The organism is Klebsiella sp. S69 (assembly GCF_016516145.1).
Lineage (GTDB): Bacteria > Pseudomonadota > Gammaproteobacteria > Enterobacterales > Enterobacteriaceae > Klebsiella > Klebsiella oxytoca.
Genome location: NZ_JACVUU010000026.1, coordinates 49,132 through 66,259 on the forward strand (window position 1 = coordinate 49,132; position 17,128 = coordinate 66,259).

14 protein-coding genes are annotated in these 17,128 nt (G+C 54.8%); 9 read left to right on the forward strand and 5 right to left on the reverse strand.

All coding sequences use genetic code 11. The annotated features are described in order from the left end of the window. Positions 1-68: 68 nt before the first annotated feature. The gene (gene rhaS / locus IAE27_RS23110; protein WP_004107487.1) at positions 69-905 is read right to left on the reverse strand and encodes an HTH-type transcriptional activator RhaS; all 837 of its coding nucleotides are present in this window, start codon (positions 903-905) and stop codon (positions 69-71) included. A 311-nt stretch (positions 906-1,216) separates the two neighbouring features. On the opposite strand from rhaS (IAE27_RS23110), the gene rhaB reads away from it, so the two are divergent. The 9 genes from rhaB (at position 1,217) to rhaM (ending at position 11,247) form a co-directional block, all read left to right on the forward strand. Beyond that, positions 1,217-2,683, forward strand: a complete 1,467-nt coding sequence (gene rhaB / locus IAE27_RS23115; protein ID WP_200092882.1) for a rhamnulokinase — start codon at positions 1,217-1,219, stop codon at positions 2,681-2,683. Further along, entirely contained in the window at positions 2,680-3,939 is a 1,260-nt protein-coding gene (rhaA, locus tag IAE27_RS23120; protein ID WP_004107479.1) for an L-rhamnose isomerase, read from the forward strand. Before rhaB ends, rhaA begins: the two co-directional genes overlap by 4 nt. 135 nt (positions 3,940-4,074) lie before the next feature. Beyond that, positions 4,075-4,905, forward strand: coding sequence for a rhamnulose-1-phosphate aldolase (rhaD, locus tag IAE27_RS23125; protein ID WP_004116843.1), 831 nt, complete (start codon positions 4,075-4,077; stop codon positions 4,903-4,905). 81 nt (positions 4,906-4,986) lie between these two features. Beyond that, positions 4,987-5,973 carry a rhamnose ABC transporter substrate-binding protein gene (gene rhaS / locus IAE27_RS23130; RefSeq protein ID WP_049128778.1) on the forward strand — a complete coding sequence of 329 codons (987 nt, stop codon included), beginning with the start codon at positions 4,987-4,989 and terminating at the stop codon, positions 5,971-5,973. Positions 5,974-6,110: 137 nt separating this feature from the next. Beyond that, complete coding sequence (locus IAE27_RS23135; RefSeq protein WP_016809651.1) at positions 6,111-7,622, forward strand: sugar ABC transporter ATP-binding protein; 1,512 nt, start codon at positions 6,111-6,113, stop codon at positions 7,620-7,622. After that, complete coding sequence (locus tag IAE27_RS23140; RefSeq protein WP_115240104.1) at positions 7,622-8,626, forward strand: ABC transporter permease; 1,005 nt, start codon at positions 7,622-7,624, stop codon at positions 8,624-8,626. Before IAE27_RS23135 ends, IAE27_RS23140 begins: the two co-directional genes overlap by 1 nt. Then, positions 8,623-9,627, forward strand: coding sequence for an ABC transporter permease (locus IAE27_RS23145; protein ID WP_049128776.1), 1,005 nt, complete (start codon positions 8,623-8,625; stop codon positions 9,625-9,627). Before IAE27_RS23140 ends, IAE27_RS23145 begins: the two co-directional genes overlap by 4 nt. A 160-nt stretch (positions 9,628-9,787) precedes the next feature. Continuing rightward, a complete protein-coding gene (fucO, locus tag IAE27_RS23150; RefSeq protein WP_049591431.1) occupies positions 9,788-10,936 on the forward strand; it encodes a lactaldehyde reductase in 1,149 nt (382 codons plus the stop codon). After that, positions 10,933-11,247, forward strand: coding sequence for an L-rhamnose mutarotase (rhaM, locus tag IAE27_RS23155; protein ID WP_004116822.1), 315 nt, complete (start codon positions 10,933-10,935; stop codon positions 11,245-11,247). Before fucO ends, rhaM begins: the two co-directional genes overlap by 4 nt. Positions 11,248-11,301: 54 nt before the next feature. Here rhaM and IAE27_RS23160 read toward each other — a convergent pair whose 3' ends face one another. From IAE27_RS23160 to IAE27_RS23175, 4 genes are all read right to left on the reverse strand, one after another. Beyond that, positions 11,302-12,666: a NosD domain-containing protein gene (locus IAE27_RS23160; protein WP_004116819.1), complete on the reverse strand. Its 1,365-nt coding sequence runs from the start codon at positions 12,664-12,666 to the stop codon at positions 11,302-11,304. Positions 12,667-12,769: 103 nt separating this feature from the next. Continuing rightward, complete coding sequence (locus tag IAE27_RS23165; protein ID WP_108704354.1) at positions 12,770-14,158, reverse strand: glycoside-pentoside-hexuronide (GPH):cation symporter; 1,389 nt, start codon at positions 14,156-14,158, stop codon at positions 12,770-12,772. A gap of 71 nt (positions 14,159-14,229) precedes the next feature. Then, the gene (locus tag IAE27_RS23170) at positions 14,230-15,240 is read right to left on the reverse strand and encodes a LacI family DNA-binding transcriptional regulator (RefSeq protein ID WP_004107460.1); all 1,011 of its coding nucleotides are present in this window, start codon (positions 15,238-15,240) and stop codon (positions 14,230-14,232) included. 410 nt (positions 15,241-15,650) lie between these two features. Beyond that, positions 15,651-17,030, reverse strand: coding sequence for a carbohydrate porin (locus tag IAE27_RS23175; protein WP_070555341.1), 1,380 nt, complete (start codon positions 17,028-17,030; stop codon positions 15,651-15,653). Between the last annotated feature and the right edge of the window lie 98 nt (positions 17,031-17,128).

The following is a 17,128-nucleotide window of genomic DNA, read 5'->3' on the forward strand; positions in this document are numbered from 1 at the left end:
CAACTCCGAACATAAATAACGTTTCATTATTCGCGTTTATGTCTGCTAAAACGTTGACTGCTCTCCCGTTACTGAAGAATGGCGTCGCGCCCCTGGCGAATATCGCGTGGAGACCAGTCAAATTCACGGCGAAAAAGCGTCGAAAAGTGGTTACTGTCGCCGAATCCGCAGCGATAGGCGATATCGGTCACGCTGTCATCGCTGTGGCGCAGCAGATGGCGCGCTTTCATCAACCGCACCCGATTCAGGTAGCGCTGCGGCGTCAGTCCGGTTTGCTGTTTTAACTGACGATGCAGAGTTCGCAAGGAGAGCGAAAACCGCGCCGCCACCTCTTCCCAGCAGATATCTTCAGCAAAATGATCTTCCAGCCAGGCCATTAAATGGTTGAGCCGCGCGTCATTGTTGGCTGCACCTTCAGCGAGGCTGCTTTTACGCAGGTGCACCAGCAGCTGCATAAATAAAATCTCGCGGCTGGCGATGGCGTGCATATCCGCATCCGCGCCAACGTTCTCCATCTGCTCCACAATCTGCCGCACCTGCTGCAATGCATTCTGATTCACCCGCCAGTGTGAGAGATAGTTCCCCTCCTGCTCCTGCGGCAACAGTTCGTTCAGGCCGGACAAAAAGCGAAATGCGTCCGGCGCGCGATAGAGCACATTAGTCAGGCATAAATTATCCGTGTGCTCGTAGAGATGACGATCGTGATCGCGGATAAAGCACACCGATCCGCCACTGATGGTATAGGGCTGGCCGTTGAAAACGTGAATCCCGGTGCCGTGCTCCACAATAACAATCTCATGAAAATCATGATGATGCTCAGGAAAAGCGGATTGCGGGAGCCGCGGCTCAATGGCGACAGCTGAAACGCCGGACTTAAAGAAATCCACACTGTGCAACATAGTCATAGCCGCTCCTCGAAATGAGAAAAGTTATCAATCAGTGGAGCAAATAGTAATTAAGGGGCGGCGATCCGGCCTTCAATTTTTGACCGCAAAATTCGTAAAGCCTGCCGCTTTTTCAAGAAATGGCGGGAAAGATCGGGAACTGCGGACAACATCACATCCCTCCATCCAGCGCAGATAAAACGAAACTGTGACCTCTCTCACGGTCACCTTTGCTTTCTTGCCAGCGGCCAATTTTCCCTGTCAGTAACAAGAAGGTGAGCCTGAGGCGACTTTTTTAGACTGCATGCAATGATTTTCACAAGGATCTTCCCATGAGTTTTCGTCATTGTGTCGCCGTTGATTTAGGCGCCTCCAGCGGGCGGGTGATGCTCGCCGGTTATCAACCCGGGCAGCAAACGCTGGCGCTGCATGAAATTCACCGTTTTACCAATAGCCTGCAGAAGGTAGATGGTTTCGACTGCTGGGATCTCGATAGCCTGGAAGGGGAAATTCGCCACGGTCTGGAGAAGGTCTGCGAACAGGGCATCCTGATCGACAGCATCGGCATCGATACCTGGGGCGTGGATTATGTCCTGCTGGATAAAGCGGGCCAGCGCGTCGGCCTGCCAGTTTCCTATCGCGATTCTCGTACCCAGGGGCTGATGCGCCATGCCGAAGAGCAGCTGGGCCGGGCGGAGATCTACCGCCGCAGCGGCATTCAGTTTCTGCCGTTTAACACCCTTTACCAGCTCCGCGCGCTGGTTGAACAACAGCCGGAACTGGTCAGCCAGGCCGCGCATGCGCTGCTGATCCCGGACTACTTTAGCTTCCGCCTGACCGGCAACATGAACTGGGAGTACACCAACGCCACCACCACGCAGCTGGTCAACATTAACAGCGATAACTGGGATGAAGAGCTGCTGAACTGGAGCGGCGCGCCGCGCGAATGGTTCGGTACGCCGACGCACCCCGGCAACGTTATCGGCCACTGGATATGTCCGCAGGGCAATAACATCCCGGTGGTCGCCGTCGCCAGTCACGATACCGCCAGCGCGGTTATCGCCTCGCCGCTGGCCAGCAAAAACGCCGCGTATCTCTCTTCCGGCACCTGGTCGCTGATGGGCTTTGAAAGCAAAACCCCCTGCACCAGCGATGCGGCGCTAAAGGCCAATATCACCAACGAAGGCGGGGCCGAAGGCCGCTATCGGGTACTGAAAAATATTATGGGTCTTTGGCTGCTGCAGCGGGTGCTCAAGGAGCAAAACGTCAGCGACCTGCCGGCGCTGATCGCACGCACCGCTGCGCTTCCGGCCTGCCGCTGCGTTATCGACTGTAACGATGACCGCTTTATCAACCCGGACAACATGAGCGCGGAAATCCAGGCCGCCTGCCGCGAATCCGGGCAGCCGGTTCCTGCCGGCGACGCCGAGCTGGCCCGCTGCATTTTCGACAGCCTGGCGCTGCTCTACGCTCGGGTGCTTAACGAACTGGCGGCGCTGCGCGGTCAGCCGTTCAGCCAGCTGCATATTGTCGGCGGCGGCTGCCAGAACGAACTGCTCAATCAGCTTTGCGCCGACGCCTGCGGTATCACCGTGGTCGCTGGCCCGGTTGAGGCCTCCACCCTGGGCAATATCGGCATTCAGCTGATGACCCTGGACGAGCTGCACAACGTCGATGAATACCGTCAGGTCGTGCGGCAAAACTACGCCCTCACCACCTTTACCCCCAATCATGAAAGTGAAATTGCCCGCTTTAGCGCGCAGTTTCAGCCACAACAGACCAAGGAGCTTTGCGCATGACCACTCAACTTGAACAAGCCTGGGAAATTGCCAAACAGCGCTACGCCAGCGTCGGCGTGGATGTCGAGGAGGCCTTGCGCCAGCTGGACCGCCTGCCCGTTTCCATGCACTGCTGGCAAGGCGACGACGTCGTCGGTTTCGAAAACCCGGAAGGAAGCCTGACCGGCGGTATTCAGGCCACCGGCAACTACCCGGGGAAAGCGCGTAACGCCAGCGAGCTGCGCGCCGACCTTGAGCAGGCGTTGAGCCTGATCCCCGGGCCAAAACGCCTGAACCTGCACGCCCTCTATCTGGAATCCGACGCGCCGGTAGCGCGTAATGAAATTAAGCCAGAGCACTTTAAAAACTGGGTTGAGTGGGCGAAAGCCAACAAGCTGGGGCTGGATTTTAACCCCTCCTGCTTCTCGCATCCGCTGAGCGCTGACGGCTTTACGCTGTCGCACGCCAACGATGAAATCCGCCAGTTCTGGATCGATCACTGCAAGGCCAGCCGCCGCATTTCCGCTTACTTCGGCGAACAGCTGGGCACGCCGTCGGTGATGAATATCTGGATCCCGGACGGCATGAAGGATATTACCGTTGACCGCTTCGCGCCGCGCCAGCGCCTGCTGAACGCGCTTGATGAAGTGATCAGCGAGAAGCTGGACCCGGCGCACCATATTGACGCCGTAGAGAGCAAACTGTTCGGTATCGGCGCGGAAAGCTACACCGTCGGTTCCAATGAGTTCTATATGGGCTACGCCACCAGCCGCCAGACTGCCCTGTGCCTGGATGCTGGCCACTTCCATCCGACGGAGGTCATCTCCGATAAGATTTCCGCCGCCATGCTCTATATCCCGCGTCTGCTGCTGCACGTAAGCCGTCCGGTACGCTGGGACAGCGACCACGTGGTGCTGCTGGATGATGAAACCCAGGCCATCGCCAGCGAAATCATCCGCCACGATCTGTTCGACCGCGTGCATATCGGTCTCGATTTCTTCGACGCCTCGATCAACCGCATCGCGGCGTGGGTGATTGGTACCCGCAATATGAAGAAAGCGCTGCTGCGCGCTCTGCTGGAACCAACCGAGCAGCTGCGTCAGCTGGAGCTCGACGGCGATTACACCGCCCGTCTGGCGCTGCTGGAAGAGCAGAAGTGCCTGCCGTGGCAGGCCATCTGGGAAATGTACTGTCAGCGTCACGATACGCCGGCAGGCAGCCAGTGGCTGGATAACGTACGCGCTTATGAAAATGCGGTTCTGAGCCAGCGCGGGTAATGCCTGGACTTCCCCGGACGCAGCCGGGCTACGAACCGGTAGCCCGGATAAGCCATTTACGGCGCAATCCGGGGGCTCACACATATTCAGGGCGAGGGGCCAACCCCGCGCCGAATCAACAGGAAAGACAAGACTATGCAGACCATTATCGACGCCTGGTTCGTCCAGGGCATGATTAAAGCCACTTCCGACGCCTGGCTGAAAGGCTGGGACGAGCGCAACGGCGGCAACCTGACGCTGCGCCTCGACGAAGCGGATATTGAACCCTACGCGGCGGATTTCCACGCTAAACCGCGCTATATCGCCCTGAGCCAGCCGATGCCAACGCTGGCCAACCAGCCGTTTATCGTCACCGGTTCCGGTAAATTCTTCCGTAACGTCCAGCTCGACCCGGCGGCTAACCTCGGCGTGGTGAAAGTCGACAGCGACGGCGCGGGATACCATATTCTTTGGGGTCTGACCAACGATGCGGTACCGACATCCGAGCTACCGGCGCACTTCCTGTCGCACAGCGAGCGCATCCGCCTGACCAACGGCAAAGACCGGGTGATCATGCACTGCCACGCCACTAACCTGATTGCCCTGACCTACGTGCTGGAGAACAACAGCGATCTGTTCACCCGTAAGCTCTGGGAAGGCAGCACCGAATGCCTGGTGGTCTTCCCGGACGGCGTCGGCATTCTGCCGTGGATGGTGCCGGGCACCGACGAAATCGGCAAGGCCACCGCTGAGGCGATGCAGAAACACTCGCTGGTGCTGTGGCCGTTCCACGGCGTTTTCGGCAGCGGCCCCAATCTGGATGAAACCTTCGGCCTGATCGATACCGCCGAGAAATCCGCTGAGGTGCTGGTGAAAGTCTATTCAATGGGCGGGATGAAACAAACCATCACCCGCGAAGAGCTGGTCGCTCTTGGCAAACGCTTCAACGTTCAACCGATGCAGTCCGCGTTAGACCTTTATCAATAACAACATCGCGCCCCGCTCACCGAGACGGGGCGAAACATCACCTGCAAACCCTACCAAACTGACTCTTGTGGAGTAAAAGCAATGAAAACAAAGACAAGCTTGATCCTCACCGTCGCCATCCTGGCGTTGTCCGGTTCCGCTTTAGCCGAAGTCAAAATCGCCCTCGTGGCGAAATCATTGGGAAATGGATTCTTCGAAGCAGCGAACGTCGGCGCGCAGGAAGCGGCCAAAGAGTTAGGCGATGTCAAAGTGATCTATACCGGCCCGACCACCACCACCGCCGAAGCACAGATCGAAGTGCTGAATGGTTTGATCGCCCAAGGGGTGGATGCGATCGCCATTTCCGCTAACGATCCCGATGCCGTGGTGCCGGTGCTGAAGAAAGCGATGCAGCGCGGCATTAAGGTGGTCTCCTGGGACTCCGGCGTCGCGCCGGCGGGACGCCAGATCCATCTTAATCCGTCCAATAACGCCTTGATTGGCGAAACCAACGTTAAGCTCGCCGCCGATGCGCTGAAGGCGCTGAACGTGGAAAAAGGCGAGGTGGCGATTTTAAGCGCTACCCCAACCTCCACCAACCAGAACATCTGGATTGAGGAGATGAAAAAGGTGCTGCCGCAGTATCCGTCCGTCAATCTGGTGACCGTCGCCTACGGTGACGATCTGTCGGATAAAAGCTACCGCGAAGCGGTGGGCCTGCTGAAGTCATATCCTGACCTGAAAGTAATTGTTTCGCCTTCGTCGGTGGGGATCGTTGCCGCCGCGCAGGCGGTGAAAGATCAGGGCAAAATCGGCAAGGTCTACGTGACTGGCCTGGGGTTGCCATCGGAAATGGCGGGGGCGATTAAGTCCGGCGCCAGCAAAAGCTTTGCTATCTGGAATCCGATCGACCTTGGCTATGCCGCCACGTATCTGGCCGACGATTTAGTTAAAGGCACGGCGACCAAAACCGAAGCCAATATGGGCAAGCTGGGCAAAGTGAAGCTCGACGCCGACGGTAGCGGCGCGATGGCCGAACCGTTCGTCTACGATGCGAGCAATATCGATAAGTTCTCGAAGATTTTCTAACCCTGCTTCCTCACCCCGGCCCGCTCCCGAAGGGAGAGTGAGAAAGCCAGGCCCTCTGCGCAATGTTGGCAGAGAGCCCTGAGCGGTTCCCTCGCCCCTTTGGGGAGAGGGTTAGGGTGATTTTACGGAGAACTATCATGTCAGCATCCACCCCACTGCTGTCGCTTAAGGGCATCACCAAGGTTTTCCCCGGTGTGCGCGCACTTGAGAACGTACAGCTCGATCTCTGGCCCGGCAAAGTCACCGCCTTAATCGGCGAAAACGGCGCGGGCAAATCCACGCTGGTCAAAGTGATGACCGGTATTTATCAGCCCGAAGAGGGCGAGATTCTCTATAAAGCGATCCCTATCCAGCTGCCGACCCCGGAGTCAGCGCACAAGGTCGGGATCACCGCCATTCATCAGGAAACCGTGCTGTTCGACGAGCTGTCGGTCACTGAAAATATTTTCGTCGGCCAGTATCTGCATCGCGGCCTGCTGAAGAGGCTCGACTGGCCCGCCATGTACCGCAAAGCCAGCGAGATTCTCACCCGCCTGGAGGTGCAGATTGACCCGCGCGCGACGTTGAAAACCCTCAGCATCGCCCAGCGCCATATGGTGGCCATCGCCCGGGCGCTCTCCTTTGAAGCCCAGGTGGTGATCCTCGATGAGCCGACCGCCGCGCTCTCACAGCATGAAATTCTGGAGTTTTATCAAATCGTTGAGCGCCTGAAGCAGGACGGCAAAGCGATTCTTTTTATCTCGCATAAGTTTGATGAGATTTTCGAGCTGGCGGACTACTACACCATTCTGCGCGACGGCGTTTACGTCAGCTCCGGAGCGATAAACGACATCACCGAAGAGCGGATGGTGGCGATGATGGTGGGCCGCGCGATTACCCAAACCTACCCGAAAGTTGACTGTACCCCAGGGGAAACGGTGCTGGAGGTGCAAGACCTCTGTCACCCCACCGAGTTTGCCCATATCAATTTCAGCCTGCGCAAAGGGGAGATTCTTGGCTTTTACGGCCTGGTGGGTGCCGGGCGCACCGAGCTGATGCAGGCGCTCTCCGGGGTCTCGACCCCCTCCTCCGGCAACATCGTACTGAAGGGCAAAGCGATGCGCTTTCGCCAGCCGGCCGACGCCATCAACGCTGGTATCGTCTGCGTGCCGGAAGAGCGGCAGAAGCAAGGGGCGATTATCGCCCTGCCGATCGCCCAGAACATCAGCCTGCCGCAGCTCAGCAAACTCAACCCCAACGGCGTACTGAACGACGCCCGCGAATGGCGGCTGGCGGATGAGTACGCTTCGCGCTTACAGGTCAAAGCCTTTAGCTGGCGGCAGGCGGTGGAAACCCTTTCCGGCGGCAATCAGCAAAAAGTGGTGATCGGCAAATGGCTGGCGACCCATCCCGAGGTGATTATCCTCGACGAACCGACCAAAGGCATCGATATCGGTTCCAAAGCGGCGGTGCACCAGTTTATGTCCGAACTGGTCAGCCAGGGGTTGGCGGTCATTATGGTCTCTTCGGAGCTGCCGGAAGTAATGGGTATGGCCGACCGGATTATCGTGATGCACGAGGGGCTGATGGTGGCCGAGTATCGCGCCGGTGAAGCGACGGCGGAAACCATCGTCAGCGCCGCCAGCGGCGTGAATCAGGAGGCAGCGTAATGGGCAAACAGCTGCTTAAACACCGCGAAGCGCTGCTGGCGGCGGTGATCATTTTGATGATCGGCGCTATCGGCAGCCGGGCGCCGTCGTTCATTTCGCCGGGCAATCTGGTGGAGATGTTTAACGACACCGCCATTCTGATCATCCTCGCCCTCGGGCAGATGATGGTGCTGCTCACCAAAGGCATCGATCTGTCGATGGCCGCCAATCTGGCGCTGACCGGAATGATCGTCGCTCTGCTCAACGCCCACTATCCGGGTATCCCGGTGACGGCGCTGCTGGCGCTGGCAACCCTGCTTGGTCTGCTGATGGGGATGATTAACGGCCTGCTGGTCTGGCGGCTGGGTATTCCGGCCATCGTGGTCACGCTGGGCACCATGAGTATTTATCGCGGGATTATCTTTCTGCTTTCCGAGGGTAGCTGGGTTAACTCGCACCAGATGAGCGCCGATTTTCTCGGCCTGCCGCGCGCCTCGCTGCTGGGAATGCCGCTGCTGAGCTGGTGCGCCATCGCCGCGCTGCTGCTGGTAGGCTATTTCCTGCGCTACAGCCGCACCGGCCGGGCCTTGTACACCGCGGGCGGCAACGCGACGGCGGCGTACTACACCGGGATTAACGCCGGGAAGATGCAGTTTGTCAGCTTCTGCCTCTCCGGCGCGCTGGCCGGGTTCTGCGGCTATTTGTGGATCTCACGTTTCGCTGTCGCCTATGTCGATGTCGCCAACGGTTTTGAACTGCAGGTGGTCGCCGCCTGCGTCATCGGCGGCATCAGCACCATGGGCGGAACCGGTCGCGTGCTCGGCTGCCTGTGCGGGGCGCTGTTCCTTGGAGTGATTAATAACGCGCTACCGGTGATCGGTATTTCGCCGTTCTGGCAAATGGCCATTTCCGGCGCGGTGATCGTCATTGCGGTGCTGCTTAACGAACGAGGCAATAAAGGCCACGGACGGTTAATCCTGCGCGACGCGGCATTAGCCCGACAGAAACAGGCGGTGAAATCATGAGCAAAATGATGATGTCTGAAGAGATGAAAAGCGTCCCGGCCGCGCCGTCGCCGCTGCGCCGCTTGCTGTGCTGGGAAGGGTTTCTGCTGGCGGTAACCCTGGCGGTATTTATGGTTAACGCCCTGGCATCCCCCTGGTTCCTTAATATCTGGAATCTGTCGGACGCCACGTTTAACTTCACCGAAAAAGCGATCATCGTGCTGCCGATGGCGATGCTGATTATCGCCAGAGAGATCGACCTTTCGGTAGCCTCGACGATGGCGCTGAGCTCAACGGCGATGGGCTTCTGCGCGGCAGCGGGTATGGATACGCCGCTGCTGGTGGCCGTCGGGCTGGGCGTGGGGCTGCTGTGCGGCCTGTTCAACGGTATCCTGGTGACGCGCTTTAACCTGTCGTCGATCGTGATCACCATCGGCACCATGAGCCTGTATCGCGGGATAACCTACATTCTGCTGGGCGACAAGGCGCTCAATCACTACCCGGACAGCTTCGCCTGGTTTGGCCAGGGCTACGTGTGGGGCGCGCTCTCTTTTGAGTTTGCGCTGTTTATCCTTCTTGCTGCCGCCTTTACCTTCCTACTGCATAAAACCAACTTTGGCCGCCGGACCTACGCCATCGGCAATAACCCGACCGGAGCCTGGTTCTCCGGGATCAACGTCAAGCGTCACAACCTAGTGCTGTTCGCGCTGGTCGGGCTGATGGCCGGCCTGGCGGCGGTTCTACTGACCTCAAGGCTCGGCAGTACCCGCCCGACGCTGGCGATGGGCTGGGAGCTGGCGGTCGTGACGATGGCGGTACTCGGCGGCGTCAATATTCTCGGCGGTTCCGGCAGCATGGTGGGGGTGATTATCGCCGCTTTCCTGATGGGGCTGGTGACGTTTGGCCTGAGCCTGCTCAACGTGCCGGGCATCGTGATGTCGATCATCATCGGCGCGATGCTGATTGTGGTTATTTCGCTGCCGATTATTACCCGGCGGATGATGCAACGAAGACGAATTTAATTTCCCCTTCACCCTAAATCCCGGAGGCGGTGCTACGCACCTGTCCAGGCTACCGGCCTGCAGACGCCAGTGAACCTGTAGCCCGGGTAAGGCGCCAGCCGCGACGCGGGGGCGGGTGAAGGGAAACGGATTACCCAAATCAACATTAAGGAGAATTATCATGAGTTTTATGTTGGCACTACCCAAAATCAGCCTCCACGGCGCGGGCGCAATCGGTGATATGGTTAAGCTGGTGGCAGGTAAAGGGTGGGGTAAAGCGCTGATCGTCACCGACGGTCATCTGGTCAAGATGGGTCTGCTCGACAGCCTGTTTACCGCCCTGGATGAACAGCAAATGTCTTATCATCTGTTTGATGAGGTGTTCCCTAACCCAACGGAAGCGCTGGTGCAAAAAGGCTACGCGGCATATCGCGAGGCCGGGTGTGATTACCTTATCGCCTTCGGCGGCGGCAGCCCGATCGATACCGCTAAAGCGGTGAAAATCCTCACCGCCAACCCGGGGCCATCGACCGCCTACTCCGGCGTCGGCAAAGTGAAAAACGCCGGGGTGCCGCTGGTAGCAATCAACACCACAGCAGGAACAGCCGCGGAGATGACCAGCAATGCGGTCATTATCGACGCCGAACGTCAGGTGAAAGAGGTGATCATCGACCCCAATATCATTCCCGATATTGCCGTCGATGACGCCAGCGTGATGCTGGATATCCCGCCGTCCATTACCGCCGCCACCGGCATGGACGCGCTGACCCACGCCATTGAAGCTTTTGTTTCCGTTGGCGCGCACCCGCTGACCGATGCCAATGCCCTGGAAGCGATTCGCCTGATCAACCAATGGCTGCCGCAAGCCGTGGACGACGGGCACAATCTTGAAGCCCGCGAGCAAATGGCGTTTGGCCAGTATCTGGCGGGCATGGCGTTTAACAGCGCCGGTCTTGGCCTGGTGCATGCGCTGGCTCATCAGCCGGGCGCTACCCACAATCTTCCGCACGGCGTGTGCAACGCCATCCTGCTGCCGATCATCGAAAACTTTAATCGCCCGAACGCGGTTGCCCGTTTCGCTCGCGTCGCGCAGGCGATGGGCGTCGATACCCGCGGCATGAGCGATGAGGTAGCCAGCATGGAGGCCATCAACGCCATCCGCGCGCTGAGTAAACGCGTCGGCATCCCGCAAGGCTTTAGTCAGCTTGGCGTTAGCAAAGCCGATATCGAAGGCTGGCTGGACAAAGCGCTGGCCGACCCGTGCGCGCCGTGCAACCCGCGCACCGCCAGCCGCGACGAAGTCCGCGAACTGTATCTGGAGGCATTATGATCCGCAAAGCTTTCGTGATGCAGGTAAACCCGGACGCGCATGAAGAGTATCAGCGCCGCCATAATCCCATCTGGCCGGAGCTGGAAGCGGTGCTGAAAGCCCACGGCGCGCACCATTACGCGATTTATCTCGATAAAGAGCGCCATCTGCTGTTCGCCACGGTGGAGATTGAATCCGAAGCGCGCTGGAACGCCGTCGCCGGGACCGAGGTGTGTCAGCGCTGGTGGCAGTATATGCGCGATGTCATGCCAGCCAATCCGGACAACAGTCCGGTGAGCGCAGAGCTCAAAGAGGTGTTTTATCTCGATTAAATCCATGACGGCCCCGCTGCATTTAGCGGGGCCACCGCTTCAGATCGAAGAGCGTTACATCGTTCCGGGAACGGGCGTGGCCCTGAAGGCGTTTACCGCCCTGTCCATCAGCACCCGATCGTCGCTTCCGCTATCCAGTATCGTGTTTTGCGCGGATTCTTTTTCTACCTGCACGGCAACCGCATCAAGCTCCTTTAACCTGGCCGTCGTCAGCAAAGCGCTGACCTGCGCCGCAAAGCAGGCATCCTCTTCGGAGGGCTGCGCCTGCGCCGCTGACGTCTCCGTGGTCGCCACGATATGGTTATTCGCAATATAATTCCCTTTCCCGGAAACCAGCCGGATGATGACCGGTTTTATTCCCAGCGGCTTGAGATACTGGATATCAATCGTTTCGGAAATATGATTGGCAATCAACGAATTATGACTACCATTGATATGCAGCAGACCATAGGCATCATCCAGGCCGTTGTCATAGGTCTGCATCGGCGGCCAGGGTTCACGATCGCGGAAAAAATGATTGGCCGCGATGAGATTCTCCGCACTGTTATTCTCCAGTACCAACATCCCTGGATAAAATGAGTGCAACCGATTACCGGTCACGGTAGAACGAACAACGCCAGATAAATGAACGCTGCTGGCGCCACGCGGAAAGATATTATTGCCAGAAATTAATAACCCACCAAAGTTTTGGGCATAAATCGAATAGCCTTTATAGCCTGCGCCAATCAGGTTATCGGTTATTTTAGAAGCCTGTCCAGCGCCCCGAAGCTCGATGCAGTTGCCGCATTCGGCGATAAAGTTATTATGGATCGCCATAGCATCACTATTGTACGTCGTGAGACCATGCTCAAGATAGATAAATCCCATGCCGGTAATCCGGAAAGCATCCTGAGCGCTGGCGATATAAATCCCGGTTTTGCCGTTAATATAGCTATTTTCCGGATCGTTGTTTCCCAGCCCATCATCAATAAAATGCAAGCCATCAATACAGAAGTTTTCAAACGCCACTGAACTTATTCGCGGTGCTCCGCTGCGTTTCACGTAAAATGCAGCGCCAGCGTGTTCTTCATCACCGGGCTGCGGGCAAAGATCGACCAGGATACGGCTACCACCCGGCCATATATCATGCAAATTCGCCCACTCGTCAGCCGGCGTATTAAAGCGAATACTTGAAGAGACAAACCCGTGTCCGGCGCCCATTATTTTTAAATAACTGATATCAATCAAAACCTGAGTCGTCAGATGATAATCGCCGGGCGGGATATAGATAGCGGCGCCGGGTTTTCCACCATTATTCATGTCGGTTGCGGTTTGCCGATTTTTAATATCGAGAATAATACTGTTGATAACTTCGCCGATATCCTTATACGGATTACCGATATGCCACTGCGTCACGTCATAATAATTATTATGCGTCATGAAGAACCTCCTCTGCTATGAACAGAAAATTAATTAAAAAAACTGTTTTGATTAACACTGATATTTAATGATAAATAATACGGATAGCCTGATCCGCTGGCGATTAATCGCGTCCTTTTTCCAGTTCACGTTTTGCAAGATCGGCTTTGATTTTTTCAAGGAACGCGTTATTCAGCTTGAAGTAGCGCACCAGATACGCGCTGATGAAATAGCTCACCATCGGCAGTAGTGAGAACATCATGATGATGCCCTGAATGGTCTGCGCATTTTGCTGCGGCTCATTAGCGACATAGCCGGTAAACGCCAGAATCCACGCGACGATAGCGCCGGCCACCGCCAAACCCATTTTCAGCATAAAAAGGTTACCCGCGAAGGAGATACCGGTCAGGCGCTTGCCGAACTTCCAGTCACCGTAGTCATCAACGTCGGACATCATCGCCCACAGAATCGGGCCTGACTGAATTAAATGCAGAACGTTAATAATGATGAATAACGCCATCAGCGGGGTCAGGGATTGCGGTTCGATAAACCACAGCGCAAATGACAGAACACCGAGAATAATATTAATAATGCGGAACAGCGCGAGTTTATCAAAGCGATCGGTCAGCGGTTTGGCAAGCACGCTGCCCAGCATATTACAGGCCACACCCAGCGCCATAAACAATGTGATAAATCCGACAGAGGCCTTCATCACATAGGTAGCATAATAAATGGTGACGCCGCCGCGGATGAAGGCCGGGAAAACATTTAGAAAGGTTATAGAGATCATCAATAGCCACTGATCGTTCTTGATAATATCCCGCAGGTCTTTCTTTAATGACTCGTTTTCCTTAACCGACACCACGCGCTCTTTTATGCTGGAAAAGCAGAAGAGGAACATCAGGGTTGCCGCACCGCCCATAATCATCATCGTCAGCTGGAAACCGGAGGCGCGGTCGCCATTACCCAGCCAGTCCGTTAACGGCAAAATAGATGAGGAGATAATTAACGTTGCCAGTCCGTTAAGGAAAAAACGCCATGACAGGCAGCCCATACGCTCTTTCTGATTGAGAGTAATCACGCCGCCAACCGAGCAATAGGGAATATTGATCGCGGTATAAATCAGCGACATCATTAAATAGGTGACCCAGGCATAGATAATCTTGCCATTCATGCTTAGTTCTGGCGTAGTGAACATCAGCACCGCACCCAGCCCAAACGGAAACGCCATCCATAATAACCATGGGCGGAACTTACCCCAACGGGTCACGGTGCGGTCGCAGATGGCCCCCATCAGCGGATCGCTAAAAGCGTCAAAGATACGGATAACCAGGAATAAGGTCCCCACAACTCCGGCACTTAAGCCATACACGTCGGTATAAAACCAGGTCAGATACAGTGCCAGCACGCTCCATATCATTCCTGATCCGGCGTCACCCATGCCGTAGCCGATCTTCTCCCTCAGCCCCAGCTTTTCATAAGCGCTCGGCCTTTCCATTGCGGTAGCAGACATAAATATACCTATTTTTTTATTAAAAGGGACCCATGGCGCCAGTCGTCGCGCCATTGCTAAACATAAATCTTTTACAGGGTAGTAATATTAATTTTTACGCTGCTCTCACGAATAATTAACCGAGAGACAATTTCGTGCATTTCAATACTGTCCGGCTGCTGTTGATATTTCACCATCTGGAAAGCGAGATGAGCGATTTCACTTACCGGCTGCGCAACGCTGGTAATTCTTTTTGTTTGCGCCAGCAAGGTATTATCAAAACTGGCAATCGCAATATCTTCTGGAACGGCGATGCCTTTTGCTTCTAGCCCATCGATAAGATAGTTTGCCGCAATATCGTTATAAACTAACAGACATGTACAGGTTCGCTTCGGCTCGCTGAGTTTCTCAATAATATCATCAAGAATGCTTATATGACCTGAGACCTTCTCACCCTCACCTTTTGTTATCCAGAACGAATTATCTTTGGCAAGCTTTAAACCATGACTCGCTATTTTTTTGCTGTACGACGATACCTTGCGGTTATCAACGCCTTCCTGGGCAACAAAACCAAATGCAACATGTCCGGTGTGTATGAAATGCTCCGCAATACTTTCAGCCCCGCGATCCTGATTAATCGATACAGAATTAAAGAACCGGGACACCTGCGTAACGACGACAACCGGGATTCGGGTAATAGTTAACCATTCTGAAAGACCGGCTTCTGCTTCTGTCGGCACCCATAGCAAACTGTCAATGCCCATCCCCACTAGGGTATGAATAATATGCTTATCTTGTTGCGGTTGATTCTGGTGCGTTTTGACGATCACCGATTTACCGATGTACCGGGCCTCTTCTTCCACTGTCGCCAACAGTTCACAGAAGTGAGGATTGACCAGATTAGGCACAACCACACCAATCAGTCCGGAACATTTACCGCTAAGTTGAAACGAACTTTTGCTGGGAACATAGCAAAGATAATCCATCGCCTCCCGCACCGCCTTACGCGTTTCCGCGACCACGCTGGGATGATTATTCAGGACTCGTGATACGGTTGCCGTCGAGACCCCAGCTCTTTTTGCTACGTCTTTAATCGATGCCATGGTAATTGAATACACCTTCTGACTCCTGGAGCTCACTATAAATTGTGAGCTAAATCGAAAATGTAAGCCAGTTCACATGTTGTCGCGTTACATGGAATGACGTTTAGCCTTCGCAATTTTATTATTCCTTACATAGCTTAAAGACCGGCCTATACAAAAGCATAAATCAGCGTAAAAGAATAATATATTATGTCAAAAAAATATTGCTGGTGGTCGTGTGGGATTTAGCTGAAAGGTATTGAACGCATGAAGGCGCCTCATCCTTTTTGCCGAGTAAACGACAGAGTGTCAGATGACATCTTCACTCAGGATAAGGCATTAGAAGTGCTGGCTTAATTATATATAGCGGCTACTGTTCATTAAAGTAATGTGCAATTTAATAGAATGTACTCTGGCTATAACGATAATTATCAGAAGAAATACTTAAAGCGCACCCGCGCGCCGTAGCGATCGTCATCATCCCCCTGACTCAGCTTGTCGTCGCTGTCGAGAAAGGAGTAATAAGCGCCGAGATAAATATTAAAGTTCTGCATGTTCATGACGTTCGGAATTTGATACGACGCGTGCAAAGTATGAATATTGTAAGTGCCCTGGTCCTTAATCCAGCAGTCGTTCTCGCAAATCACGCCGGCATAATCGCTGATTTTATTATGCGCGTAGATATATCCCAGCTCAAAGCGCCGCCATAGCGCGTTCACCCCGGAGGTGAAATCCTTCTCGTTATTGGCATCCATATAAGCGGTATTCAGGTTTACTACCACACCGTCCGCCGGGTCGCTCTTCAGGCCGTTCCAGGTCATGGTCAGGCCATAGCCGGTGCGGTCAGACTGATCGACGAAGTGACCCTGCGTATTTTTATAGCCGTAGGCATTCTGTACCACGTTCGCTTCCACGGCCGCCGCAACGGAAAATTCATCCTTTGCCCAGGACACCACCGGACGCAGGTACGCCACGTTCTTTTTCTGCTCCATGTCGCGACCGTGATAACCGCCGTCGTTATACAACGAAGTACCGTCTTCCAACAGTGTATTAAGCTCAAAATACCAGTTATCTAACTGTTTACTCAGTAAGAAGTTACCGCCTGCGTCAGAACGACCGCGTCCCTCTTTCATCATATAGATATAGCCATGACCGTCACTGTACAGGTCGTTAGCGGTATTTCCTGAGTGCTCAACGAAGGTATCCTGATTTAACGGGAACATATCGTACGCCTCAAAACGCCCCACTTTCACCTTCCAGTCGTTCTCCTGACCAAAGAAGAAAACCGCATCATCAAGGTTCATCGAACCGGTCATGTCCGCTAGCGGCTGGATAGAGAACCCGGCAAAATAGCCGTTTTCCATTTTACGGATACCGTCAAAACCGAGCAGAATGCGGCCATTTAAATCCCACTTATCATAGGTTGTATCGCTGCCAACGTCGGCATTGGTCATGGCCAGCAAGCCATGTTTGCTTTCCGCATCCATATTGAATTCGACATCGCCGTAGATTTTCAGATCGCCATAGCCGGATAATTTCAGCTCAGGAACTGAAATATTTTTTTTACTCTCAGCGGTCGGGGCCATGCTTTTAACCGCTACGCTGGTTTGCGCCGCCTGTATAGCGGAATTCTGCTTCGCCTGTAAATCCCGCACCTGGCCTTCGGCCACCGCCGCCCGGCTTTCAGCGGCGGCAAGCCGCGCTTCAAGCAGCTCCATCCTTTGTTCCAGCGTCAGATGATTATCTTTCGCTACCGCTGAACCGGTTATCAAAGACAAACCTATGGCTATCGATAATGCTGTTTTATTCATTTTTATTTTCCGGAGGTAAAAGAGGGCCAGGTGAGTCATAAACTCACCCGTATATATTTTTATTTTTTATATCAGGAAGATTTTCTATTTTATTATTG

Bases quoted from the DNA above. Each gene is read 5' to 3' on its own strand.
- rhaS (WP_004107487.1), bottom strand. From the start codon at position 905: ATGACTATGTTGCACAGTGTGGATTTCTTTAAGTCCGGCGTTTCAGCT.
- rhaB (WP_200092882.1), top strand. From the start codon at position 1,217: ATGAGTTTTCGTCATTGTGTCGCCGTTGATTTAGGCGCCTCCAGCGGG.
- rhaA (WP_004107479.1), top strand. From the start codon at position 2,680: ATGACCACTCAACTTGAACAAGCCTGGGAAATTGCCAAACAGCGCTAC.
- rhaD (WP_004116843.1), top strand. From the start codon at position 4,075: ATGCAGACCATTATCGACGCCTGGTTCGTCCAGGGCATGATTAAAGCC.
- rhaS (WP_049128778.1), top strand. From the start codon at position 4,987: ATGAAAACAAAGACAAGCTTGATCCTCACCGTCGCCATCCTGGCGTTG.
- IAE27_RS23135 (WP_016809651.1), top strand. From the start codon at position 6,111: ATGTCAGCATCCACCCCACTGCTGTCGCTTAAGGGCATCACCAAGGTT.
- IAE27_RS23140 (WP_115240104.1), top strand. From the start codon at position 7,622: ATGGGCAAACAGCTGCTTAAACACCGCGAAGCGCTGCTGGCGGCGGTG.
- IAE27_RS23145 (WP_049128776.1), top strand. From the start codon at position 8,623: ATGAGCAAAATGATGATGTCTGAAGAGATGAAAAGCGTCCCGGCCGCG.
- fucO (WP_049591431.1), top strand. From the start codon at position 9,788: ATGAGTTTTATGTTGGCACTACCCAAAATCAGCCTCCACGGCGCGGGC.
- rhaM (WP_004116822.1), top strand. From the start codon at position 10,933: ATGATCCGCAAAGCTTTCGTGATGCAGGTAAACCCGGACGCGCATGAA.
- IAE27_RS23160 (WP_004116819.1), bottom strand. From the start codon at position 12,666: ATGACGCATAATAATTATTATGACGTGACGCAGTGGCATATCGGTAAT.
- IAE27_RS23165 (WP_108704354.1), bottom strand. From the start codon at position 14,158: ATGTCTGCTACCGCAATGGAAAGGCCGAGCGCTTATGAAAAGCTGGGG.
- IAE27_RS23170 (WP_004107460.1), bottom strand. From the start codon at position 15,240: ATGGCATCGATTAAAGACGTAGCAAAAAGAGCTGGGGTCTCGACGGCA.
- IAE27_RS23175 (WP_070555341.1), bottom strand. From the start codon at position 17,030: ATGAATAAAACAGCATTATCGATAGCCATAGGTTTGTCTTTGATAACC.